The 25488-nt window shown below is 51.8% G+C and carries 16 protein-coding genes, 1 rRNA gene and 1 pseudogene; 9 read left to right on the plus strand and 9 right to left on the minus strand.

From position 1 onward, the window contains the following. The 5 genes from JOD20_RS22355 to JOD20_RS22375 all read right to left on the minus strand — a co-directional run. Positions 1–63, minus strand: a 16S ribosomal RNA gene (locus JOD20_RS22355); the annotation flags it as partial. A gap of 561 nt (positions 64–624) precedes the next feature. Next, positions 625–1374, minus strand: coding sequence for an SIR2 family NAD-dependent protein deacylase (locus tag JOD20_RS22360; RefSeq protein ID WP_204757404.1), 750 nt, complete (start codon positions 1372–1374; stop codon positions 625–627). 23 nt (positions 1375–1397) lie between these two features. Next, positions 1398–2132: a Sir2 family NAD-dependent protein deacetylase gene (locus JOD20_RS22365; protein ID WP_204757449.1), complete on the minus strand. Its 735-nt coding sequence runs from the start codon at positions 2130–2132 to the stop codon at positions 1398–1400. A 2-nt stretch (positions 2133–2134) separates the two neighbouring features. Next, positions 2135–3919 (minus strand): serine/threonine-protein kinase, encoded by a 1785-nt coding sequence (locus JOD20_RS22370; RefSeq protein WP_204757405.1) that lies wholly within the window; start codon positions 3917–3919, stop codon positions 2135–2137. 51 nt (positions 3920–3970) lie between these two features. Then, positions 3971–4660, minus strand: a complete 690-nt coding sequence (locus JOD20_RS22375; protein WP_204757406.1) for a class I SAM-dependent methyltransferase — start codon at positions 4658–4660, stop codon at positions 3971–3973. A gap of 109 nt (positions 4661–4769) precedes the next feature. Between JOD20_RS22375 and JOD20_RS22380 the strand changes: the two genes are divergently transcribed. From JOD20_RS22380 to JOD20_RS22390, 3 genes are read left to right on the plus strand one after another with little or no spacing between them, the layout of a single operon-like run. Beyond that, positions 4770–6248: an aminotransferase class V-fold PLP-dependent enzyme gene (locus tag JOD20_RS22380; protein ID WP_204757407.1), complete on the plus strand. Its 1479-nt coding sequence runs from the start codon at positions 4770–4772 to the stop codon at positions 6246–6248. Further along, positions 6224–7294 (plus strand): alpha/beta fold hydrolase, encoded by a 1071-nt coding sequence (locus JOD20_RS22385; protein WP_204757408.1) that lies wholly within the window; start codon positions 6224–6226, stop codon positions 7292–7294. The genes JOD20_RS22380 and JOD20_RS22385 overlap by 25 nt, the downstream gene beginning before the upstream one ends. Then, complete coding sequence (locus JOD20_RS22390; protein ID WP_204757409.1) at positions 7287–8321, plus strand: HEAT repeat domain-containing protein; 1035 nt, start codon at positions 7287–7289, stop codon at positions 8319–8321. The genes JOD20_RS22385 and JOD20_RS22390 overlap by 8 nt, the downstream gene beginning before the upstream one ends. Before the next feature lie 45 nt (positions 8322–8366). Here JOD20_RS22390 and JOD20_RS22395 read toward each other — a convergent pair. After that, positions 8367–8699: pseudogene (locus JOD20_RS22395) on the minus strand (FKBP-type peptidyl-prolyl cis-trans isomerase); the annotation flags it as partial. 121 nt (positions 8700–8820) lie between these two features. Between JOD20_RS22395 and JOD20_RS22400 the strand changes: the two are divergent. Together JOD20_RS22400 and JOD20_RS22405 are read left to right on the plus strand one after the other, a co-directional pair. Continuing rightward, a complete protein-coding gene (locus JOD20_RS22400) occupies positions 8821–11892 on the plus strand; it encodes an AAA family ATPase (protein WP_204757410.1) in 3072 nt (1023 codons plus the stop codon). Positions 11893–11975: 83 nt separating this feature from the next. Continuing rightward, complete coding sequence (locus tag JOD20_RS22405; RefSeq protein ID WP_204757411.1) at positions 11976–13907, plus strand: B12-binding domain-containing radical SAM protein; 1932 nt, start codon at positions 11976–11978, stop codon at positions 13905–13907. 51 nt (positions 13908–13958) lie between these two features. On the opposite strand, the gene JOD20_RS22410 is transcribed toward JOD20_RS22405, so the two are convergent. Next, the gene (locus tag JOD20_RS22410) at positions 13959–16025 is read right to left on the minus strand and encodes a hypothetical protein (RefSeq protein ID WP_204757412.1); all 2067 of its coding nucleotides are present in this window, start codon (positions 16023–16025) and stop codon (positions 13959–13961) included. Positions 16026–16477: 452 nt separating this feature from the next. Here JOD20_RS22410 and JOD20_RS22415 point away from each other — a divergent pair, with 452 nt between their 5' ends. Together JOD20_RS22415 and JOD20_RS22420 are read left to right on the plus strand one after the other, a co-directional pair. After that, positions 16478–18334: a MutS-related protein gene (locus JOD20_RS22415; RefSeq protein WP_204757413.1), complete on the plus strand. Its 1857-nt coding sequence runs from the start codon at positions 16478–16480 to the stop codon at positions 18332–18334. Positions 18335–18341: 7 nt separating this feature from the next. Further along, positions 18342–19112 (plus strand): ABC transporter substrate-binding protein, encoded by a 771-nt coding sequence (locus tag JOD20_RS22420; RefSeq protein WP_204757414.1) that lies wholly within the window; start codon positions 18342–18344, stop codon positions 19110–19112. On the opposite strand, the gene JOD20_RS22425 is transcribed toward JOD20_RS22420, so the two are convergent. Continuing rightward, a complete protein-coding gene (locus JOD20_RS22425) occupies positions 19109–19894 on the minus strand; it encodes a tetratricopeptide repeat protein (protein ID WP_204757415.1) in 786 nt (261 codons plus the stop codon). The genes JOD20_RS22420 and JOD20_RS22425 overlap by 4 nt on opposite strands. Positions 19895–20015: 121 nt before the next feature. On the opposite strand from JOD20_RS22425, the gene JOD20_RS22430 reads away from it, so the two are divergent. Together JOD20_RS22430 and JOD20_RS22435 are read left to right on the plus strand one after the other, a co-directional pair. Next, positions 20016–21497, plus strand: a complete 1482-nt coding sequence (locus tag JOD20_RS22430) for a phytoene desaturase (RefSeq protein WP_204757416.1) — start codon at positions 20016–20018, stop codon at positions 21495–21497. A 358-nt stretch (positions 21498–21855) separates the two neighbouring features. Beyond that, positions 21856–22908 carry a ParB/RepB/Spo0J family partition protein gene (locus tag JOD20_RS22435; RefSeq protein ID WP_204757417.1) on the plus strand — a complete coding sequence of 351 codons (1053 nt, stop codon included), beginning with the start codon at positions 21856–21858 and terminating at the stop codon, positions 22906–22908. Positions 22909–23407: 499 nt separating this feature from the next. Here the strand turns inward: JOD20_RS22435 and JOD20_RS22440 are convergent, their stop codons facing one another. Further along, complete coding sequence (locus tag JOD20_RS22440; protein ID WP_204757418.1) at positions 23408–25237, minus strand: phosphoenolpyruvate carboxykinase (GTP); 1830 nt, start codon at positions 25235–25237, stop codon at positions 23408–23410. Between the last annotated feature and the right edge of the window lie 251 nt (positions 25238–25488).

Below are 25488 nucleotides of genomic sequence, written 5' to 3' on the forward strand. Positions count from 1 at the left end.
GACTTGCATGCATTAGGCACGCCGCCAGCGTTCGTCCTGAGCCAGGATCAAACTCGCCGACAAGTGACCGCAGTCACTGCGTGTGCTTCTGATTTTGAGAGCGGAAGCACGGTCACTCTGTTTGGTGGTAGATCAACCACCAACGCATTGACGGTGACAAAAAGAAAACTATTGATGCATGGAATGTGCTGCGGACGCAGCACCCATCAGTTGGAAAGGTGCAATTTTGGCGATAAAAAATCCGCTGATGCCAAACGAGCATCGGAGCGGAGCAGTATCATCAAATGTGTGATGTTGAGCAAACATCGTGCTGTCGGTCAACAGCCTGAGGATTCTACCACAGCCATGCGTTCTTGTCAAATCGCGTGTCCGTGGGTGAAGGTCTCAGTTGGTGTGTCGTGACTCGTTTCAAGTCATGCGTTGACAGCCCGAGGATTCTACCGCAGATCGGCAGCCTTGTCAAATGCGACGAAGCACGGAACCGCGAAGCGCGCGAAGGAACACGAAGATGGGGCTATTGTCTATCGGCTGTGGGCTTCAGGTTTCTGCCTTTTGACTTCTGACTTCGGATTCATCCCTCATCCTTCATCCCTCATCCTTCATCCCTCATCCCTCATCCTTACTCTACTCTGGCCATGCTGCTTTGACTAAGGCTGGAAGGATGATGCCGCTCGCACCGCGCAAGCAACATTCAAAGGTATCGGAAAGATAGGTCTGATCGGTGTTGACTTCGATGCCATAGGCTCCATGCTCAATTGCGGTAACTGGCAACGTGGCTGCGGGCGGCACTAAGCCCGATGTGCCAATCGAAAACACAACATCTGCTTGAATACAGGCTGCTTTGGCATGATTAAAGGTTTTGGTCGGCAAAACTTCGCCAAACCAGACAATATCAGGCCGCAATAAGGCACGGCAGCGCGGACAGCGTGGCACACCAATTTCGTCGGCTGGCAACCAAGCCGATTCTTCGATGACCACATGTTCTTTGGAGCATTTGACGCGGCCAATGTTGCCATGAAGTTCCAAAACATTGGTCGAGCCAGCTCGTTGATGCAAACTATCAACATTTTGGGTTATCAAGGTCAACTGTGGCACATGCTCGGCCATTTTTACTAGGGCATAATGACCAGCATTTGGGCTAGCTTGCGCAACCAAGTCCCGCCGATAGCCATACCAATCCCAAACCAGCTTGGGATTACGCTCAAAGGCTTCGGGCGTGGCCAAATCTTCGGGCTTCATGCGCGCCCAAAAGCCAGTTTGGGCATCACGAAAGGTTGGAATTCCGCTCTCTGCCGAGATTCCAGCGCCAGTTAAAATTGCGATTCGTTCTGCTTGACGTAGACGTTGCAAAATTTCTTCGGGAAATTTGGCCATAACCAACTCCTCTCTCAATCTGCTTATTCGAAAACTGCAACCAATTGGGGCAACAGCTCAGAGAGCGTGCCATGCAAGGTGTGATCGGTAAAAAAGCCAAAGGTTGAGGGCTGGCGGTTAATTTCAATCACCGTTGCCCCATTGCGTTTGGCATGCAATGGTAATGATGCAGCTGGCTGCACCACCGACTCAGTGCCAATACACAGAAACACATCGCAAACCGTCGCTTGATCAGCTTCGCGCAAGCGTTCGCGCGGCACACCCTCGCCATACAACACCACATCGGGGCGTAAATAGCCACCAGTCCGTGGGCAGCGCGGCGGAATTTCGTTCTCATCCCACGAATCGACCATACCGCCATCTTCGTAGGAGCGCATGCGCGCCAAATTGCCATGCAATTCGATCAACTCGCGGCTGCCAGCCCGCCAATGCAGGCCATCGGTGGCTTGGGTAATCAGTTTAAATTTGGGCACAAGTTGCTCTAAATCAACCAAGGCATAATGCGCTGCACTTGGTTCCGCAGCTTCGGCCAAGCCCCGACGATAGGCGAACCATTCCCAAACTAAGCGTGGATTGCGCAAGAATGCTTCAACCGTTGCCAATTCCTGCGGCTCATAACCAGCCCAACGTTCTTCACGTTGCTGGGCCTCGCGAAAGCTGGGAATCCCACATTCTTGAGCCAAGCCGCCACCAGTCAGCACGGTAATTGATTGGGCATTGCGTAAGCGTTGCAACAAAACGTCTGGCAAATCGAACACGCTCAAGGGGTTTCCTCCTGCTGCAAAAGATCACGCGAAATCCAACCGGTCATCGCTTGACCATCTTTTTCAAACACAATATTGATCCAGACAATGCCACCTTGGGTCACAATTGCATTTGGATCGGGCGCAACGACACGGGTATTGGCCGGAATTGACATGATGATGTTGCTACCATCATTTTTATATTCGGCGGTCGAACGCACGTTGCTTTCTTGCGAGGTCTTGAAAATCAACTCGCCAGCTGTCGTTGGCAAATCTGACTCGTCTGGCTTCACCGTCGGTTGCGGCTTGCCCATATTCAGGCTATCAATCCAGCCAGTAATCCGACGGCCTTGATAATCGTTAATTTCGATTTTGGCCCAACCATTGCTGGTCATATTCGTTGCAGGATCGCGAATGATCACTTCGGTGTTACGCGGCAAGGTCACTACCAAGGCGCTATTGCGATCTTGGTTGGTATACACTGGCGTATTATCTTGAATGATCACATAGGTTTCGCTTTGGGTGCCAGGCAGCAAGTTACAGGCCCAGCCTGGAATATAGCCACAAGCCCAAGTTTTGGCGGCCCCGCTCAGCAGCCAATTGCGGCCAAAGGTAAAGCCCCAAACACAGCCAACCACTAATAAGGTGATTAATGTGAGGCCAAATGCTCGCCGCCAGATGAAATTCAAGCAGCCACGGCGATAGGTTTCGCGCCGAATTTCGCTGCGCAATTCACTGCGCAATTCTTCGCGGCTAATCCCTTGTTGCACTGGCGGAGCTGGTTGCGGCGCATAATATTGAGCTGGTGGCTGTTGCACCGCTTGTTGCTGGATTGGTGGCGGCGCTTGGCGCGGTGGCATCATTGGCTTAGGAGGCGCAACATTCCAATTGGGCGCAGCACTGGCCGATGGTGCTTGGCGTGGCGGTGGCGTGGGCGTTGGTTGGGTTCGGCGTTGGGTCAAATTTTGGCGCATATCGCGCATGGTGTCGCGCAGCGCAGGCAATGGCCGCACCAATTGCTTGGTCGGTGCATCAGCAGCCGAATCAACCGCCGCTAAATCACGTGCCAAGGCCGCCACAGTCGCCGTGCGTTGATTGGGATCTTTGGCAGTTGCCACATGCAGCGCCGCCACCAATGATGGCACAAAACCATTGACCTGTTGATAGATCGATGGCAAATCTTTATTCGTTTGGTCAGGCGTAATGCCGGTCAGCAGTTCGTAGCCCAGTAAGCCAAGGCTATAGACCACCGAACGCTCATCAGGTGCGCCGCCATTCAAGCGTTCTGGCGCACGATAGGCCTGCATATCAGCCCGTAATTCTTCGTTGCTCAGCCACCAAGGTTCAATTAACACCGCCCGATCGGTGCTGGTCAGCAAAATCGCGCGCGAGCCAATCGGCGGCGTAGGCGTTTGGGTGGTAATCGTAATCGAAACCGCCCCAACCACTTGGCGCAGCACTTCCAGCGCTCGCTCGGCAGATAACGGCAAGCGATCGCGCAATAATTCGCCATCGACATCCTCGGTAATCATGTAGGGCCGATTACCAACCTCGCCATTATCATAGACATCGAGCAAACCAGGATGGGTGCGTTTGGCAAGGCCTTGAGCCTCATCATTAAAGCGCTTGCGTAATTGAGCGTTTTCTAACAAGTCGGGGCGCAGCAGATGGACTAAAACTGAACGACTCAGCCGTTCGTCGGTTGCCCGAAACACCAATGCCAAGCGATTCTCGCCCAAACGGGCTTGAACGCGATAGCGGTTGTGGAGTAATGGTGTTGAAGGAGCAGCAGGTTGCGTCATATATTACATTCACCTTGCAACGCCGAGCAAATCTCGACACTACGCCAAGGGCTACGGTTTGACCGCAATAACTAACTCATAAGCATCAGCTTGCCAAGGCCGAATTTCACAATCGCAGCAGCCAAAATGTTGTAATAATTGCTGCAATTGCTCAGCTGTCCAAGCTTTGCCTGGCAACCAACGGGCATGCCGCGGTGTCCAAGTGCTGATGATTAATGTACCTTCTGGTTGTAAAACCCGCCACATTTCAGCGATTGCCCGCCGTGGACGGGGAAAATATTCCAACGCTTCTAAACATGTTACCACGCCAAAGCTTTGATCAGGCCAGCGTTGTAATTGATCGCCGCTGCCTTCGTGCCATTGGATGCGTTCGGCGAATCCTGCTTGCTGGGCTTTGTGTTTGGCTTGCGCCAACATCGCCGCCGTCAGATCAAGCCCATGAATCGCTCCAGCAAACCAAGTTTCGCGGGCAATCAATAAGGGAACCCGGCCCGTTCCAGTACCAACATCAAGCGTCGCCGCTTGGGGCAAGGCCATCAAAGCGACGCGCAACGGCCCGCCAAGATGCACCTCGTCGTGGATTGTAACATTGCTACGCACCCGATCATAAATCGATGCACCGCGACTGTAAATCCAACGCACGACCCCACGCCCAAAATAGCTGCCTTCGCCAATAATAATTAGCCAATACAGCAACCCGAGCAGAACAACGACACCACTTAGCAGCCAAATCCAAATCATAGGCCCGATTATAGCATAGCCCTCTTGTGGCTAGCAGCATTCGCAGTCTATAATCAGCTATTCGGCAAACAACCATCGCTGGTCGCAACGCCGCGACTAAGGAGCGTGTATGCACGAGCTTGTGAGCCACTTTGCAGCTTTCCGCCGTCAGATTGTTGGGATCGATCAGCATTTTATGACACCTTATGGCTCGCTGCCAATAGTCTACGCCGATTGGACGGCGAGCGGGCGTTTATATGCCCCAATTGAGCAGCAAATGTTGCAGGTTTTTGGGCCATTCGTCGGCAATACCCACTCCGAATCAAATGTCACTGGCACCTCGATGACCGAAGCCTACCATTTTGCCCAACGCTTGATCAAGCAGCATGTCAACGCCGCCAGCGATGATGTGTTGATCTTGGCTGGCTCTGGCATGACCGCTGTCGTCAATAAGTTTCAGCGCATTTTGGGCTTACGCATGCCCGAACAATGGGCCGAGCAGATTAAATTCGCCAAACACGAGCGGCCTGTCGTCTTCATCTCGCATATGGAGCACCATTCCAACCATACCTCGTGGCTCGAAACCATCGCCGAGGTTGTGGTTGTGCCACCCGATGAGCAAGGCCTGATCGATCCGGCGAACTTGGATGCCTTGCTGCCAGCCTACGCCGAACGCAGCGTGAAAATCGGAGCCTTCACCGCATGCTCGAATGTTACTGGCATTCGCACGCCCTACTACGAATTGGCCAAAGTAATGCACGCTCACGGCGGGGTTTGCTTCGTCGATTTTTCTGCTTCTGCACCCTATGTTGCCATTGATATGCACCCAACTGACCCAGCAGCGGCGCTTGATGCGATTTATTTCTCGCCACATAAATGTTTGGGCGGCCCAGCCACACCTGGCGTACTGGTTTTTAGCAGCAAGCTCTACCACAATCGTGTGCCCGACCAACCAGGCGGCGGCACGGTCAATTGGACCAACCCATGGATGGGCCATAGTTTTATCAGCGATATTGAGGCCCGCGAGGATGGCGGAACTCCAGCCTTTTTACAAACCATCAAGGCAGCATTGGCCTTGCAACTCAAGCAAACGATGGGCGTTGAACAGATCGAAGCCCGCGAGGCCCAGCTGACCCAGCGTTTATTCCACGGCTTGCGCTCGATCCAGCGCTTGCACATTCTCGCCGATCATGTGGAACAACGGCAGGGGATCTTTTCGTTCTATATCGAAAACCTGCACTACAACTTGGTGGTGCAACTGCTCAACGATCGTTTTGGGGTCCAAGTGCGCGGCGGATGTTCATGCGCTGGAACCTATGGCCACTATCTGTTGCACGTCGATCCCCAGCGTTCCAAACGGATCACCGATCGAATTGATCAAGGCGATTTATCGGGCAAACCTGGCTGGGTGCGTCTATCGATTCATCCAACGACAACCGATCAGGAAGCAGATTATTTAATTGATGCACTTGATCAGGTGGTGCGCAACAGCGATAATTGGGCTAACGATTATCAGTATTCCAACAAAACCAATGAATGGCGGCATCGCCAGCCAGTTCAACAAGATATAGGAGCGTGGTTTCAGTGTTGCGATTTGGTCGAGCATTAATTAAATTTGGGCGCGGGCTGCTTGGCTGGCTTGGCATCTTCAATCTGCTGAGCGCAATTGCGAATGCGCCCAACCTTGGCTGGCTAGCGCAACGCCGCAATGACGGCGTTCTTGGCGCATTGCTGGCAGTTTGGGGCTGGCGCGGCGGGCGCTGGCGCTGGCTAAGTGTTTGGTTGGCAGTGTCAATCCAATTAGGCTTGGCTTCGCTGCGCAGTTTGTGGCATAACCCGCTGCGCAATTTTGCTGCTGGCTCAAGCAGCTGCGAGCCAATCAAGATTATGCTCGATTCTGGCCAGCATGTGCCTGGTTTGTGGTATGCCAAATCGCACACCAATACCGCAATTCTCTATTTACACGGCGCTGGCAACGATAAAACCCGCTACGCCACTCGCGCCATCGACCAATTGCAACAGGCTGGGTTTAGCGTTTTGGCAATCGATCTTGCTGGCCAAGGTGAAAACCCGCGAACCTTGGATGTACCCGATAGCAACACCGATGTCGCAGCAGGAGTGGCTTGGCTGCGCCAACATGCCCAAAAGGTGGTTGTGGTGGCGGTAAGTTTGGGCGGTTGTATTGGCTCGCGCGCGATTGCCGATGGAGTTGCGGTTGATGGTTTGGTGATTATTGGCTCGCCAGTTGTGCTCGATCTCGAGAGCAATCATTATATTCGCAGCGAAATACGCGCTTTTTTACGCCCAGCATTCTGGCAATACCCCGACCGTATGACGTTGTTTCAGCTGTGGCAGCAATGGCAAGCGCCGCCAATGCGGATCGCAATTGGCTTTAACCAGCTTTTCCCAACCCTGAATCTGAACGATTCGCTCAGTCGGATTCGTGCGCCAATCCTGTTGGTCTATGGCCAGCGCGACCGCATTGCACCCTATCAGGCAGTTTTGAGCAACCTCGCGACCATTCCTGACGTAACATTGCAACTGATGCCTGAACACAGCCATCTGACGTTGCCAATGGAGAGCTTTCCGTTAAGCGCAATTACAACTTGGATTCACGAGAGAATCGAGTCGAGTGAAGGAGCAATCAATGTTTGACCTAGAAATGTGGCGCGCCGATATTTTGCAACGCCTGCGCCGCTTTGTACGCGCCCCGCAAACCGAAATGGGCATCTACGGAACTGAACGCTTAACCTATTATCTGAGCAGTTTGGTGCTTGAGCCGTTTTTTCAGGCTTTCAGCAATCAGCCTTTGCGCGCAGTCGTTACCTTGGCAACAATTACCCAAACCACGGGCACTAACTTTCTGATTCACAACGCCAGCACTCTACGCTATAGCCAGCAACTGCTTTGGAGCGAGTTTGAACATTCGCCCAGTTTGCGCTTGGTGATTGAGCAAATTTTGCTTAAACTCGATGTGATTGAACATCTGCTGCACACGCTCGATGATCCTGAAGCTCAATGGTTGCGCCAAAGTTTAAGCGATGAGATTGAGCCATATCGGCGCAATGGCGAATTAACTGAATTGCGCCACGCGCTGAACGAAGTGCCATGGCAAACCCGCTACAGCACCGTGCGCTCGTTACACACGCGCCGCGGCCATTACACTGGCAGCGATTGGCAATTAATTGAACAAGCCTTGAGCGATCGCGTGGCGATGGTACGCGCTGCGGGAGCACGCCAGCTTGGCCGCTCCCAAAGCCCACTTGCTAGCCATCTGCGCGAACGGCTCTTTCATGTGGCCTTGTATGATCGAGATTTGGGGGCGCGCTACGCTGCGGCACGTTCGATTGGCAGCTTGCGCAATCAATTGATCGATGGCTTGAGCCGCGAAGTGCTCACCACTGCACTGTTTCATGATGATAGTTTTGTGCGCTCGGCGGCATGTTTGGTGCTGGGCCAATTGGGCAGCGCGATGGTCACGCCCAGCATTTTGGATAGCCTGATTACGGTGTTGCAGGATGCTGACCCCTACGCCCGCGAAGCGGCAGCCAATGCCCTCGCTGCCATGGGCCAAACTGCGGCAACCGCTGATGTCTTGGCTGCACTGCGCACCGCCGTTTTAGATAGCGACCAATATGTGCACGAAGCAGCTCTCGGCGCAGTTACCGCACTCAAAGATTAAACAAAAAAGGCCAGCGTTCAAACCCATTGAGCGCTGGCCTGCTGATTAACGAACCCCGATCAACTCCACATCGAAGATCAATTCTGCATTTGGTGGAATAACCCCAGGGTAGCCACGCTCGCCGTAGGCCAAATCGCCTGGAATGTACAATTTGCGCTTGCCACCAACATTCATCGTCGATAAGCCTTCATCCCAGCCTTTGATCACTTGGCCAACGCCCAAAATGAATTCAAATGGCTCACCGCGATCAACCGAGCTATCGAATTTGGTTCCATTGGTGAGCGTCCCTGTATAGTGAACAATCACCGTTTGGCCCGCTTTAGGTTGTGCGCCGGTTCCGACAACCTGTTCTTCGTAGCGTAAGCCCGATGGAGTTGTTTGCATCGAAAGAGCCTCCTCTGAGAATTATTGCGCTTATTATCAAGGAACATAGGAAAATTCGCAATTCAGGCTATAATAGAAACTAGCAAATTTGTACGCTTGGGTAGGAGTGCGCCGGATGTTGCCAGAGAAGCTGCGTGTTCGTAATTTTATGTGTTATCGCGACGATGTTCCAACCCTCGATTTAGAGGGAATTCACGTTGCTTGTTTGTCGGGCGAGAATGGCGCAGGCAAATCGGCCTTGCTCGATGCAATTACCTGGGCCTTGTGGGGCAAAGCCCGCGTCTCATCCGACGACGAGTTGATTGCACTTGGCGCGCAAGAGATGGAAGTTGATTTGCAATTTAGCGTTGCAAATAATCGCTATCGGGTGCTGCGTCGCCGTTCATCAGCCAAACGTGGCCAAACTATCCTCGAAGTGCAAGTCGAAACCAATGGCGGCTGGCGGGCAATTTCCGGCAATAGCATTCGCGAAACCCAAGAGGTGATTCACGATGTGCTGCGCATGGAATATGATACCTTCATCAACAGCGCCTTCTTGGTGCAAGGCAAAGCCGATGAGTTTACCCGCAAAGCGCCTGCTGAACGCAAACGCGTGCTGGCCGAAATTTTAGGCTTAGATGATTATGACAAGCTAGAAGCCCGCGCCAAAGAGCAAGTGCGCTACTTCAGCGATCGTGCCCAAGGCCTCGAAGGCACGATCACTAGCTATCGCGAATGGGTCAACAAGCGTGATTTTTACCTCAGCCAAGAGGCCGAAGCCCAACAGCGGGTGCAACAACTTGGCCAGGAAATCGAGCAAGCTAGCACCATTTTTGAGCAAGCAGACCAGCAACGCCGCGTCTTGGAAACCCGCAAAGCTGAACGCGACCGCGAACTTGGCCGCAGCCGCGACCTCGAACGCCAAATTGCCGAAAGCGATGCAGATTATCGCCAACTTGCCCAAGATATTGGCGTGGCCCAAGCCATCGTTGAGCGCCAAAACGAAATCGAAACCAATTTTCAGGCCTTAAAAACTGCCCGCGAAGATCTTGGCCTGCTCGATCAATTGCGCGAGCAAATCTTGCAACTCAACGATCAACGCAAAGAACAATTGGCCTTGGTTGAGCGCGAAGAAGTGACCTTGCAACATCAATTGCAACAGCACCAGCGCGATCAACAAACCAACGCCGAATTGATCGCTAATAAACCGAGCAAGCAAGCAGATTTAGCAGCACTCGCCGAACAATTGGCCAGCTTTGCCGATGCTCAAGAGCAGTTGCAACAAGCCCGTAGCCAACGCAACGAACTCGAACAACAAAGCACCAATTTAACCCAATTGCACGTTGAAGTTCAACGCTTGCAAGGCCTCATCAATGTGCGCGGCGATTCGCTGATTGCCGCCCGCGAAGAGCAAAATCGGCGCATTATCGAGGCCGACAACTTCTTGGCCAACGAATCGCGCTGGCGCAGCGAATTTGAAACCTCGATTGCCCAACAAAAAGCCCTAATTCGCGATGAGCGCAAACTGCAAGAAATGCGCAGCCGCGACCAACAAGATGCCAAGCAACTTGGCGAACTCTCGGCCCAAGAAAGCAACTTACATCAGCTTGGCAAACAAATTAATGTCAAAATCGATGAGCTTCGTGCAACTCACGATACCCATTGCCCGCTCTGTCGCAGCGATATTGGCCACAATGGCATTCAACAGGTCATTGATCAATACACCATCGAGCGCGATGATATGCGCGATCAATACCGTGAAACAAGCCAAATTCGCAAGCAACTAAGCAACGAATACGAGGCTCGCCAGCGCGAAATTCAAGGCCTCGAGCGCAAAGTTGGCCAACTCAGCACCTTGGCGGCCACGGTTGGTCGTTTGGAAGGTCAACTGAGCGAGGCCCAAGAGCAGCGCAACAAACGCAGCGAAGCCGAAAGCACGCTCCGCGATTTGAACCAACGGCTTGAACATGGCGATTTTGCCCACGAAGAACGCACATCCTTGGCTCAAGCCCAAGCCGAAATCGCCGAATTAGGCATTGATCAAAAAGCACTTGACGCGCAACGCCAAGCCAACAATCAATTAATTGCCCAACTTGAGCAGCGTTTGGCGCAACGTGGCTCAATCGAAGCCAAGGCTGCCGTGCTCCAAGAGCAACTTGAGCGGATTCAGGCCGCCGAAACCCACAATGCCGCCTTGCATGAAACCATTTTGAGCTTGCAAGTGCAGCTTGATAGCCGCCAATTTGCCCAAACCGCCCAACAACAAGCAGATGCAATTTATCAGCAAATGGCCGATTTGGGCTATGCCTCGCAACGCCACCAAGAAGTGCGCGAAGCAGTTGCCAGCCTTGGCCATTGGGAAGGCGAATATCATCAACTGCGTTCGGCCCAAACCAACTTGGCCAATAACCAACGCCAAGCCCAGCGTTTGGCCGAGTTGATCGAGCGCCAACGCCAAGATTTGGCTCAAGTTCAAGTCACCATTCAGCAACTTAACCAAGAGTTGGCCCAATTACCAGCAGCCGTGCAAGCAGCAGAAAACGCCCAGCGTACAATCAACGAGTTTCGGGGCCGTTTGGCGGTTGCCCAAAAAGATTTGGGTGCAGCTCAACAAAATGTTCAGCATGTGGCCCAAGTTGCCGAGCAATTGGCCGACGCTGAAAAAGAATTGCTCACGGTGCAAGAGCAACGCGATATTCATAACGAATTGGTCAAAGCGTTTGGCAAAAAAGGCATTCAAGCAATGCTGATCGAAACGGCGATTCCAGAGCTTGAGCGTGAAGCCAACGAATTGCTCAGCCGCATGACCGACAATCAAATGCACTTGCGCTTTGAAACCCAACGCGAAACCAAAAAAGGCGATACCAGCGAAACCCTCGATATTCAAATTGCCGACGAACAAGGCACACGCCGCTACGATTTGTATAGCGGTGGCGAAGCCTTCCGCATCAATTTTGCCATTCGGATTGCCATGAGCAAAATGTTGGCCCGCCGCGCGGGCGCAAATTTGCAAACCTTGATTATCGACGAAGGTTTTGGCTCGCAAGATGGTCGCGGGCGAGAGCGCTTGGTTGAAGCAATTACCCAAGTTCAAGCAGATTTCAACCGAATTTTGGTCATCACCCACATTCAAGAATTGAAGGATCAATTCCCAGTTCAAATCGAAATCACCAAGTATGATGATGGCTCGCGCTGGGCAGTGAATTAGCAAGAACAAAGAACATAGAGCATAGAACATAGCCAAGCTAATGGCTTCTCTGCGGCTCTGCGTTTAACATAGAAATCAATCGCATGCTAAAAATCGTTCTTCTCCAACTTCCGGTGCCGAGCAATCCGGCGGCCAATGTGCCGCTAGCAGCGGGCTACCTCAAAGCATGGGCCTATCAGCAAGGCTTGCTTGAGCGCATGCAAATTGACATTGTGCCGCGCGATATTGCTGATCGCGGCGGCGATGGCTTAATTTGCGATTGGATCAGCGGCCAAAATCCACATGTGTTGGGCATTTCGCTGTACACTTGGAATAGCGAACGCTCGTTGCAGCTTGCAAGCCTACTCAAACAAGCACTTCCTCAATTGATTGTGGTCGTTGGCGGCCCTGAAGTGCAGCGCAATAATGCTTGGGTTTTGGAGCATCCAGCGGTTGATATTGCGGTTGAGGGCGAGGGCGAGCAAACGTTTAGCGAATTGTTGCTGGCACTCGAACATCAGCAACAGCAAATTAGCTTGCCGATGCATAATCAGGTTGCGTTGCCATATCCTTTGGTTGCTGGCACATTGCAATATCATGCTGGCCAATTGCATGCTGGCTTGCCACGCCCAGCCATGGGCAGCCTTGATCCAATTCCATCGCCCTATTTGCTAGGCTTTTTGGAGCTGCGAGCTGGCGAAATTGCCTTTATCGAATGCTCGCGCTGGTGTCCCTATGGCTGTACATTTTGTTTATATGGGCGCAATTTGGGCACAAAACTTGGCGGGCGGATGTTTGGCAGCGAGCGGGTATTGGCCGAAGTGGCGTGGGCACGACAGCAAGGCGCACGCGCAATTCACTTTGTCGAAGCAAATCTTAATTTATTGCCCAATTTTCGCGAATTGATGCGCGGCCTACACACGATCAATCAGCCTGAGCCAACCCCAATTTATGCTGAATTACGTGGCGAGCACCTTAAGCCAGAAAGTGTTGAGGCCATGGTTCAAGCGGGCCTGACGGTGGCCGAAGTTGGCTTGCAGAGCGCCAATCGCACAGCCTTGCAAGCAGTTGGCCGCCGCACCGACCTAGACAAATGGGCCGAGGGCACACGTCGTTTGTATCACCATGATGTCGCTGTGTTGCTCGATGTGATTTTGGGCTTGCCCGAAGATGATGCCGTCAGCACCCACGCCACGATTGAATGGATTCAGCAACAGCAACTCGGCGATTACGATATTTTCACCTTGCAAGTGCTACCTGGCACTGGCGTGCGCAACGAAGCTGAACGCTTTGGCATGCAATTTCAACTGCGGCCACCCTACTATATTTTGGCCAACAATTGGCTCAACTACCAACAACTCCGTGCTTTGCGCTGGGATTTGCGCGAACAAGCAGGGCTTGATCCATTGGCCATTGAAGGCATGCCCCAACCACCAAGCGACGTTTGGCTACAAACCTGCGAGCAAGCAGTTCAGGTCAGCGATCAACCAATTCGCACGATCGTTTTAGATTGTGGGGCCGAATTAAGCGTGGAACAATGGCAAGCTCAAGGCCAACACTATGCGCAGCAGGTTGCAAGCCATGTTGTGGTTGTGGCCAAACAGAGCGATTTGGCGGTGCTTGAGGCGTTTTGTTGGCCGATTGCCCAAGCCAACCTGAGCATTCACTGGGATATTGTGCTCGATCAGCCGCTTGCGCCCACCGCATTACGTCAACTTCAACAACGCTGGCCACACACAATTGGCTACCTCGACCGGATTGCGGTCTATCGGCGCTGGCAAGCAGAGCCAGATTGGCTCCAAGTTACGCCGCGCTGGTGGATTAACTGCAATTGGCAAGAGCAAATTGATCCTTTGAGCTATGAAGGCATTGCCGAGGTCGTTTGGCGTGTGCCAGCCGATCAGGCAAATACGGCGATTCCAGCGCTGAATCGGCGTGGCGGTACCGGAATTGTGCTTGAGGCTGAGCATTTGGAGCCAGCATGGCAAGCGCTGAGCGAGCATTTGCCAATTTTAGCGCCGCTAGCAGATGGTTAAACCTAAAGCCCCTCGCCCACACAATGCGGACGAGGGGCGCAGCAACAGAATCTAGCGATTTGCTATCGGCACATAAATGTTTTTGATCTCAGAAAAGACGGCCACACCCAACGATGGCGTTGCGCCAACTTTGGTGAAATTGCCGCCAACGTACAAGTAATTGCGATCAACACTGAGCGAGGTTACAATGCCATTGGGCGGGCTGACTAAACCACGGAAATCCGTGCCATCAAAGCGAGCGATTACCCCCGTTGCCACACCGTCAATTGCGCTGAAAGCGCCGCCAAGGTAGAGTGGGCCATTATCAAGACCAGTCATGGCATAAATCCCACCATTGGCAGCGGCGATCTGGTTCATATCGCCAGCGGGACTAATTTCATACAACTTACCATTCGTGCCTGCCATCAACAAGCGCTGATTCCAAAGCAAAAATTGATAGCCAGCCTGTGGTATCGACATAAATTTAATTGATTGCCACGATTGGCCATTCCAGCGCAGAATTTCCAAATAGTCTTCATACAAATCAGGCATTAGTTTGATTGCGTAAAAACTATTATTGAAGAAAACCACTTCGCTAAAGTGATCAAACCGGGTTGGTTGGAGCCGATGCTGCAAGCTTGAGCCATCGAATTCATAAATTCCCGTGATGGGCAACGTGGCTTGTGGCTCGGCGAGATAGGTAAATATCTGTGAGCCTGATGGATACCAACCAGACATACTGGGCAGATCAACCGCAATGGGGGTCAAGGCAGCACCATCAAAGCGCCAAACTTTACTGGCTGGCTGCCCTTGAATAAATGCTTGTGGCTCATAGAAAAAGCTGAATAACTGATTGTTAACCCGATGCATCTTCATCCCACTAAATGTATAGGTGCTGGTCGTTGCAAGGGTTTGCCAACTTGTGCCATTCCAACGCCGAATCGAGGCATCGGGGCCATCTAATTGTTGCTGACTGATAACAATCGGTCGGCCAGCATCACCACTCACCATGCTTTTATCATCAATAACAAACAAGTTTGCTAAACTTTGCGTTTGCGTATCATTCCAAGCAATAATTTGGCTCGGATTGCCATTTAATTGAAATTCACCACCAAGGTAAAGCGTAGAATCATTGGCAGTCAGTGCAGTTAATCGATTAATCGTAAATGGCAAATTTGGTGCTTGCCATTGATTATTTGTCAATTTCAATAATTGACCACGGTTTTGAATATACAAATCAGAGCCGATACTAACCAGATTATCAATCGTCGAATTAAGTTGATTCCCGATCGTAATCGCGGTTGTACCTTCCAAACGATAAAGCTGCGACTGATCTCTACCGTTGTTGGCTGATAAATAAATTATATTTTGAGTGTCAAATACCTTAATGAAGTTATTGCCAAGACCTACATCAAATGGTTCCCATTGATTATTAACCAAGCGCGCTAAATGAGCTGAAACCTTGCCAACTTGACTAAAACCGCCACCAGCAATGAAGTCGGTGCCATTTGAGGCGAAACTATCAACCGCCCACTCAAAACGAACAGGCTGGGCGATGACAGATCCATTCCACTGGCCAATCCCATAGGCAGGCTGAACATCAAGATGGGTAAAATCGCCGCCCACAAACAACGTATCATTAAAGCTCGCTAGCGTCATAGCATAGGTTTCGATTGGATCACGGGTGAGATGACCGCTCAGACCAATGCCAATTGGTTGAAATCTTGTGCCATCCCAGCGAGCAATATTATTGCGGGCATTCTGCAATTCACTAAAGCTGCCAATCGCAAAAAGGCTATCATCAAAACTCAAAACACTGCGAATTTTGCCGCTATCGGTTGGTTCAAGCCCATAACCGTTCCAGTTTGTGCCATCCCAACGCGCCAAGCCATTAACTTCGGTTTGGTTGATATAATTAAAATCGCCAGCAACATACAAATTGTTGTCAGCATCGAGGCTCAACGAGTTGATCGCACCAGCCTTTTGAAAGCTATTGCCCAACGAGCCATCCCACGTGCCATTAATTGGGGCCATGCTCGTAGGTTGCTGAGCCACAGCCGTCAACAAGGTGCTCGCCATTAACCCCATTGTGATCAGGCTTAAGCTAATCAGGGTTCGAAAATGTTTGCTTGCCAACACGAACTTCCTCCTACTACAACGTACCGAGATGCTTTACTATACGCTAGTAAGGGCTTTTTGTGCGCACATTTTGCGATTAACCCAGATAGCTGAGGGATGAAGAACATAGAACACAGAGCATAGAACATAATCCCAACAATCTGTGTCAATCTGTGGCTAAAACAGCCTTCACGATCTTCGCGGTTTCTCCCCTTCGTGCACTTCGTGGATCAAGAGTTTAACGCAGCGGCGCAGAGCCATGAAATTATGAAGGATGAATTATGAAGGATGAAGCGCGATTATTCGGGCAATTCGTGGCTAAAAAACTTAACCTTCGCGTTCTTCGCGTTCTTCGCGGTTTCTCCCCTTCGTGCGCTTCGTGGATCAAAAACCGATCCCCGATCCCCATCAACCGATCCCCAATATGGTATGATGACTGACGTTATCCGCGATTGAATGCCGCAGGAAGATACATGTCAAGCTCAATTCAGGCCACCCCAATCGAACTCTATCGCCAACGCAGCGCTAGCTATCAAGCAGCATTAACCCAACTCCGCCAACGCTCCGATCGCTTTGCCAATCTGCGCTTGCTCCTATTTGGTGCTGCCCTCTTTGCCGTGATTTTTGGCTTTGCCAACGCCCCGTGGTGGTTTGGCGTAGCAGCAGCATTGTTGGTTGGCTTTGTTTGGATTTTGATTCAGCACAATAGCGTTGAAGAACAACGCCAACGCACTGAAGCGTTGTATCAATTAAATCAATTTGGGGTGCTACGCCTAGAGCGCGATTGGGCCAATTTGCCCTTGCGCCTGCCAAGCCTAGAAATTCCCGCCGATTCGTATGCGAACGATTTAGATTTGGTTGGGCGGGCTTCGTTATTGCACTTGCTTGGCCATTTGCCCACCGCCTTGGGCCTCGATACGCTGCTAACTTGGCTTTTGGCTCCTGCGCAACCAAATACGATTAAGGCCCGCCAACAGGCGATTGCTGAGCTAGCCCAAAACGTCCAATTTCGCGAAGAATTACACGTGGCGGCGCATCATGTCAGCGCCGAACGCCAAGATTTTGAGCAATTTTTGCTTTGGACAGAACAGCCACCGCGCGTGCTCAGACGTATGTGGGTGGTTTGGCTCGCGCGTTTGTTGCCAATCGGGCCAATTGCTGGCTTGGTCGCCTATTTGGCGGGCTGGACGAATGTGCCTTATTGGTTGATTTTATTTATTTTCAATATCATTGTGAGCAACGGCTTAGGTTTATGGGCCAATCAGGTGATTATGGCGGTGAGTGCGCGGCGCAAAGGCTTTGCTGGCTTCGGCGCGCTGTTTCGGGCCATCAACGAGCCACAATTTCAAGCAGAATTGTTGGGCCAAGCGCAAAGCCAATTAACCGCCAACGGCGTGCGTGCCGATCAGCAAATGGCCCGTTTAAGTCGCTTGCTGAGCCTCGCCGATCAGCGATTTAGCTATTTTTATATTGTGCTGCAAGGCTTTAGCCTGTGGAATATTCACATTGGCTGGTTGTTGGAGCGCTGGCAACGCGACGTGCGTGGCCAAGCTCGCAACTGGCTCACGACCTTGGGCGAAGTTGAATCCTTGGCGGCACTCGCCACCTTGCAGGCCGACCATCCAAACTGGAGCCAAGCCCAAATCCATGCCAACGATCAGGTTGTCGCAACTGGCATGGCCCATCCCTTGTTGCGCCCAGATAAAGCTGTGGCCAACGATTTGAGCATCGGGCCAGCAGGCACGCTATTTTTGATCACTGGCTCGAATATGGCAGGCAAAAGCACATTGATGCGCGCCATTGGCCTGAATATCGTGCTAGCTCAAACTGGCAGCGTGGTCTGTGCCAGCAATTTGCAACTGCCAGTGTTGCGCTTGGCCACCAGCATGCGCATCAACGACTCGCTTGAGCAAGGCGTTTCATACTATATGGCCGAATTGCTGCGGCTCAAAATGGTCTTGAATGAAGTTGAGCAAGCGCGGGCAGCTGGCCAAAAGGCCTTATTTTTGTTGGATGAAATTTTGCATGGCACCAACACCCGCGAGCGAACCGTTGCTGCGCGCCATATCATTGCCCGCTTGATTGGTTTGGGCGCAATTGGCGCGGTTTCAACCCACGATTTATCGCTGGCAACCGCTCCCGATATTGCTGCCATCAGCCAGCCATGGTATCTCACCGAGCACTTTGAGCGCGGCGAAAACGGCCCAACCATGACCTTCGATTATCAATTGCGGGCTGGCTTAGCGCCAAGCACCAACGCGCTCAAATTAATGGAAATCGTAGGCTTAGTTGATCAAGATGTGCCGTTAAGTGCCGCCACTAGCGAGTAGGTTTCGCATGCGCCGTTTGTTCGATATTCTGGCAATTTGCATTCTATTGGGCTATGCCTGGCTGGCAACCCGCAGCCAAGGCGGCGCTGATGATCCGGTGTGGCAACGTGCCAAGGCCCGTGGCGTTTTGGTCGTTGGCACCGATTTTGGCTTTCTGCCATTTGCCCAATTGGATGGCCAAACGCCAATCGGCTACGATGTCGATCTGGTCGAAGAATTGGCGCGGCGGCTCGATTTAGAGGTTGAATGGCGACAAATTGGCTATGATGGCTTGTTTCCGGCAATCGATCCGGCCAATCCCAATCAAGTTGATCTAATTGCAGCGGGCATTATTCAAAATCCCGCCGAGGCTTGGCGCGCCCGTTATAGCCAAGCCTACCTCGATGGCGGCCAACAATTATTGGTCAGTAATACCAATCCCATCACCCAACAAAGCCAATTAAGCGGCTTGATTGCGGTGCAACTTGGCTCGCCAGGCGAGAGCCTTGCCCGCCAATTGTTCAGCCCCCAACGCATCGTCAACAGCCCCTATACCGAAATTGCCGCCGCCGATCAAGTGGTGCGTGGCTTTGCTGATGGTGCGATTGTCAGCAATTTGACTGCCCTAGAAACCAATAATCGCCAACAAACGCGCACGCTTGCCAGCCTCAGCTACGAGCCATTTGTGCTGGCGATGCCAATCACCGCCTACGAATTGCACAATCAAATTAACCATGAGCTTGGCCAACTCCACGCCGAGGGCTGGATCGCCAAGCTCAATCAAAAATGGTTTCCCTAACGCAACCGCGCCACCAGGGTGCTAACCCCAATCACTAAGAAAATAATTAACCCAATATTGAAACCAACTGCAAAAAAAGCTGCCAGAATCGCCCCTAGTGCAAAGGCCCCAGCCCCAGCAATCTGCATCACTAAGCCCCGTTTCCGCGTGGCCCAATCTATCACCCGCATAATTGTTTCGCCAATCACAGCACCCATAAAAAAGAAGAGAAACAGCGGGAAAAAGCTACAAATATAGGCTCCAATTCCACCAATCACGAGGCTAATCGCCCCAGCCTTCACCGCATCAAGCGGCTCAACTTGGTAAATTGGCGAACGGCGCTCTTTACGACATTCAGGGCAAATAAAGCCAACTGGCGTGCGTTCGCTACATTTCGAGCAAATTGGCCGTGCACATTGAATACAGCGTAAGCCGGTTTCGACCGTCGGGTGGCGATAGCAATACAGCGTCTCGCTGGTGGGAGCCATCAAGGGCGTTGGGTCGATTGGCGGCACATTCACCGCTGGATGCGGATTGGCCGCGCCACTTTTGAGCGCCGCCAAAGCACCTTGGGCCGCAATATTTTCTGGTTCTAGCTTCAGGGCTTGTTCAAGCAATAAACGCCGCTCGTTGAAGGTGCCAACCACCTCGGCCAAGGCAAGCAACACATGAACATCATTTGGTGCAATTCGATTGGCTTTGCGCAACGCATTGCGGGCAGCAGTTTTATCGCCGCGCTGAGCAGCCTCGCGTCCAGCGCTGAGTAACGTTCCTACATCATCAATTTGTTCAAGATCAAGCACAAAAATTCCCCTTTCATGGCCTCCACAACCATCCAGCGCACGAGTATCCGCGTAGCATGGCATAGAATGCGCTTATTAGCGTGCATGATACCGTTTTTTTGGTTGTTTGAGGAATATTTCCATGCGAATTGTTGTGATTGGTAGTGGGTTTGGCGGTTTGGGCGCAGCTATTCGGTTACAGGCCAAAGGCCACGAGGTAACAATTGTTGAAAAACGCGATAAGCCAGGCGGGCGCGCTTATGTCTATGAACAAGATGGCTTTAAATTCGACGGTGGGCCAACCGTCATCACCGCGCCATTTATGATTGACGATTTATTTACTTTGGCTGGCCGCAAAACCGAAGATTATGTCACGATGATGCCAGTCAGCCCGTTTTACCGCATCTTTTTCCACGATCAAAGCCATTTCGATTATTCCGACGATTTGCCAAGCATGGTGCGCCAAATTCGCGAATGGAATCCAGACGATGTTGATGGCTATTTGGAATTTGTGCGCCGCGCTGAGCAAATTTTCAACAAAGGCTTCACCGAATTAGCCGATCAGCCATTTTTGAAATTAACCGATATGCTCAAAATTGTGCCCGATATGGTCAAACTTGAATCGTATCGCACGGTTTATGGCTTCGTTTCTAAATTTGTGCAAGATGAGCGTTTGCGCCAAGTGCTGAGCTTTCACCCGCTGTTGGTCGGCGGCAATCCCTTCCAAACCACCAGCATCTACACCTTGATCAACTTCCTCGAACGCAAATGGGGCGTGTGGTTTGCCAAAGGCGGCACTGGGGCCTTAGTGCAGGCCTTGGTCAAATTATTCGAAGATTTGGGCGGTAAGCTCGAACTTAATCGCGATGTGGCCGAAATTACGACCTACAACGGCAAGGCCACCGGCGTGCGCCTACGCGATGGCAGCGAAATCAAAGCCGATGCGGTGGTCTGCAATAGCGAAGTTGCGTGGGCCTACCAAAACCTCTTGCCGAGCAGCCTGCGCAAAAAATACACCGACCGCAAATTGGCCCGCATGCGCTATTCAATGTCGCTCGTGGTGATTTATTTTGGCACCGATCGTCAATATCGCGGCCAAGATGGGCCGAAACTCGCCCATCACGACATTATTTTGGGGCCACGCTACCAGCCATTGCTTGATGATATTTTCAGCAAAAAACAGCTGGCCGATGATTTCTCGCTGTATTTGCACATGCCAACCTTGACCGATCCATCGTTAGCTCCAGAAGGTTGCGAAGCGTTTTATGTGCTCTCACCAGTGCCACACCTTGGCTCGGGCACCGATTGGCGACAGGCAGCCAAGCCCTATCGCGATCGGATTATGAACTTTTTAGAAGAACGCTATTTGCCCAATTTATCCAAGCACATCGTAAGCGAGCATATGATTACGCCCTTGCATTTTGCCGAAACCCTGAACAGCTATCAAGGCAGTGCCTTCTCAGTCGAGCCAATTTTGACCCAATCGGCATGGTTTCGCCCGCACAATCGCTCGGAAGAAATTCCTAATCTCTATTTTGTCGGTGCTGGCACGCACCCCGGTGCAGGCTTGCCCGGCGTATTATCCAGCGCCAAAATCGTCGAAGATTTGATTGGAGCCTCGTAAGCTACGATTTCTCACCCCAACCCCTCGCCATCAGCGTGGACGAGGGGTTTTTGAGTTTTTTTGAGTAATCATTTTTCGTTGCGAGCCAAACTATGCTAGGTTCATTATTGTATCCCTGCCCACCACTAATTGCCCTTGAGGGGGTGCAGGGGGCTTTAATCCCCCTGCGTTTCCCGCCTTGAGGCGGGACGGAAGGGTGGTGAAAACTCATGAATACCAATTTCCAAGGATGAGGTTAAAGATCAACGACCCAAAGCCATAAGGCTAAGGATTCTCTCAACCAAATTTCAGCAGCGATTAACCAGAATAGGTGTGCTATAATCACGGTGTTTAGCCAAATCAAATGAGGCTCCAACCTATGCAATTACTCTACTTAAACCTAAATCAATTAGAAGCCGATCCAACTGGAATTCGCCAAGATCAGGGCGATATTGCCGCGCTCGCAGCGACAATTAGCGAACAAGGTCTGTTGCAACCCTTGGGCGTAATTGGCATTGGCGGCGATCGCTATCGGGTGGTCTATGGCGGGCGACGCTTGGCGGCAATTACCTCGTTGGGCTACGAACGCGTGCCCTGCATCAAGCTCGATCTGCAAGAATCCGACCGCCTGACCCAGCAATTGGCTGAAAACGTCGCGCGCTTGGATCTGAATGATTTAGAAAAAGCTGTGGCCTTCAAACGCCTACGCGATCAACTGAGCGAAGTTGGCGTAAACGGCGACCTCGATGAAGAAGTTGGCAAGCGGGTTGGCTTGGTTGGCCGCTCAGTGCGCCGCTATTTGAGCCTGCTCGATTTGCCCGAAGAAGTGCAAGCGTTGCTGCGCAATGGCGATTTGAATGTAACCCAAGCCCAGCATATTCGGCGCTTGCCCAACGAACGCCGCCAAGTTGAGCTAGCCCGTTATGCCGCCGATGAAGGCATGTCGGCAGCCCAAATTAGTGGCTTGGCCGCCTATTTGACCGCCAACCCAGAGCTTTCGGTAGAAGCTGCGCTCGATGCCTTGGAAGGCGGTTTGGAGCTACGCACCGAACGGATTGGCGAAGTTGAGCAAAGCGGCGGGCGCTTGAGCCGTGGCTCAACCGAAAGCGTTGGCCTCGACGACAACGATTCAGATATTTGGGATGATGAGGACGATCGCATTCAACAAGAGCATGATCAATTTTTCGCTGTGGTTGAGGAAGCAGAAGCCAAGAAAAATAAATCGCGCGTGTTCCGCATTCGCTCGCTCGACCAGATGGTCGATGAAACCGACCGCATTTCGCGCGCAGTCCACGAGGGCGATTTCAGCAAATGGCTCGAAAGCGATGAAAACGCACCCTTCAAAGTGCGGCTGGTGCTCAAACAAATCGAAACTCTCAGCAAAGCCCTGCGCAACACCCTGCAAAACCAAGGCTGGACAGACGAGGAGTAGACCGAAGGATGAATTATGAGGGATGAAGAGCAAGGATGAATTATGAGGGATGAAGGATGAAGAGCGAGGAGTTAGGGATCAGGATTCAGGGGCCAGGTTTAACGCAGAGGCGCAGAGCGTTGAGAAGGATGAAGGAGGAAGAGCGAGGAGTAGTGGCTAGGTGTAATGATTTATTGCCTTAACAACGGTTTTCCCCCTCACCCCTCACCTGCCTGCAGGTGAGGGGGGAACCACAAGACCATTGCTCCCCTCGCCCGCGTTCAGTGGGAGAGGGGCTGGAGGTGAGGGCATGCCAAATGATCTTCGATAGCCAAAAGCCCATAGCCTATAGCCCCATCTTCGTGCTCTTCGCGCGCTTCGCGGTTCCTATCCTTCGTGTCCTTCTCGGTTGCTGGCCCCTGATCCCTAAAACCTAGCCCCTCAGCAAAAAACAAAGGCGGCTACAAGTTTGCTTGCAACCGCCTTTGACGATTAAGGATTATGGCTGATCAAGCCAACGCTACTCGAACGCTTCCCAGTGTTCTGGCGACCGCCACAAGCTCGAAAGAATCAGCTCGCGAATCGAGAGAAATTCTTTGGGCATGCGGTCGTAAAGTTTGATGAACAATTCTTCGTGCGAAAGAATTTCCTTATTCCAATCATCGCGATCAACCGACATCAGCTCATGGAATTGGTCTTCGCTAAAGTTGAGGCCGCTCCAATCCAAATCTTGGTAGCGTGGCATCCAGCCAATTGGGCTTTCGATGGCCACTGCATGGCCGTGAGCACGCTCGACCACCCACTTGAGCACCCGCATATTTTCGCCAAAGCCTGGCCACAGGAACTTGCCATTTTTATCCTTGCGGAACCAGTTGACACTGAAGATCCGTGGTGGATTGGGAATCGTGCGGCCAAACTGCAACCAGTGGTTGAAGTAATCGGCCATATGGTAGCCCACAAATGGAAGCATTGCCATTGGGTCGCGCCGCACTTCGCCAACTGCCGACATCGCTGCTGCCGTGGTTTCCGAACCCATCGTTGCTGCTTGATACACCCCATACGTCCAGTTGAAGGCTTGGTAAACCAATGGCATCAAGGTGCTACGACGGCCACCAAAGATAAAGGCTTCAATCGGCACACCTTGGGGATCTTCCCAAGCTGGGTCGATACTTGGGCACTGGCTGGCTGGAGCAGTAAAGCGCGCATTGGCGTGAGCTGCTTTGCGGCCACAATCTGGTGTCCATTCTTGGCCCGTCCAGTCGATAGCCTTGGCTGGTGGAGTTTTGGTCATGCCTTCCCACCAAATATCGCCATCAGGCGTGAGCGCTACGTTGGTAAAGATCGTATTTTTGCTCAAGGCCGCCATCGCATTTGGATTCGTTTCCTCGGATGTGCCAGGTGCGACACCAAAATAGCCACTTTCTGGATTGATTGCATACAGTTTGCCATCTTTGCCAGGCTTGATCCAAGCAATGTCATCGCCAACCGTGGTGACTTTCCAGCCATCCATCGCTGTTGGTGGAATCAACATTGCAAAGTTGGTTTTGCCACAAGCGCTTGGGAAGGCAGCAGCCACATAGGTTTTTTCACCAACCGGCGATTCAACCCCAAGTACCAGCATATGTTCGGCCAACCAGCCTTCGTCGCGAGCCATATTCGAGGCAATCCGCAGGGCGAAGCATTTCTTGCCGAGCAAAGCATTGCCACCATAGCCGCTACCATACGACCAAATCGAGCGTTCTTCGGGGAAGTGCACGATATATTTTTCTTTTTCGTTGCACGGCCACGAAACATCAGCTTGGCCTGGTTGCAGTGGCGCACCAACCGAGTGCAAACAAGGAATAAAGTGACCATTATCGCCCAGCACAGCATAGACATCGCTGCTCATGCGGGTCATAATTTTCATATTGACCACAACATAGGGCGAGTCGGTCAATTCGACCCCAATGTGAGCGATTGGCGAGCCAAGTGGCCCCATGCTGAATGGCACAACATACATGGTGCGGCCACGCATTGAGCCATCAAACAAACCGGTCAATTTTTCCTTCATTTCCTTCGGCTGCATCCAGTTATTGGTTGGGCCGGCATCGCCTTTGCTCAAACTACAAATATAGGTGCGATCTTCGACCCGGGCCACGTCGGAAGGATTTGAACGAGCCAAAAAGCTATTGGGGCGTTTTTCGGGATTCAATGGAATAAAAGTTCCAGACTCAACCAAGCGCCCGCACATCAAAGCATATTCTTCGTCAGAACCATCACACCAATACACATCGTCGGGCTTGCACAAGGCAACCATTTCATCGACCCAACGTTTGAGTTCTTGATTGCGTACATAGGCTGGTGCGTTCATAATACTGATTCCTCCAATGCTTCGCGATGTCGGGTTTTCATTGAACCCCCTGCACGCCATCGCGAACCTGTCTATAGAATACCAGCCAGCCCTGAAACTTAAGGAAAAACTTCACAACCTAAGACAGAGGGATGACAACAAACGATAAAATTATGAAGGATGAGGGATGAAGGCTGAAATATCCACGAAGCATGAAAACCGCGAAGAACGCGAAGGTTAATTTTTTTAGTCACAGATTCCCACAGATTTCC

This window comes from Herpetosiphon giganteus, assembly GCF_016907925.1.
GTDB classification, from domain to species: domain Bacteria; phylum Chloroflexota; class Chloroflexia; order Chloroflexales; family Herpetosiphonaceae; genus Herpetosiphon; species Herpetosiphon giganteus.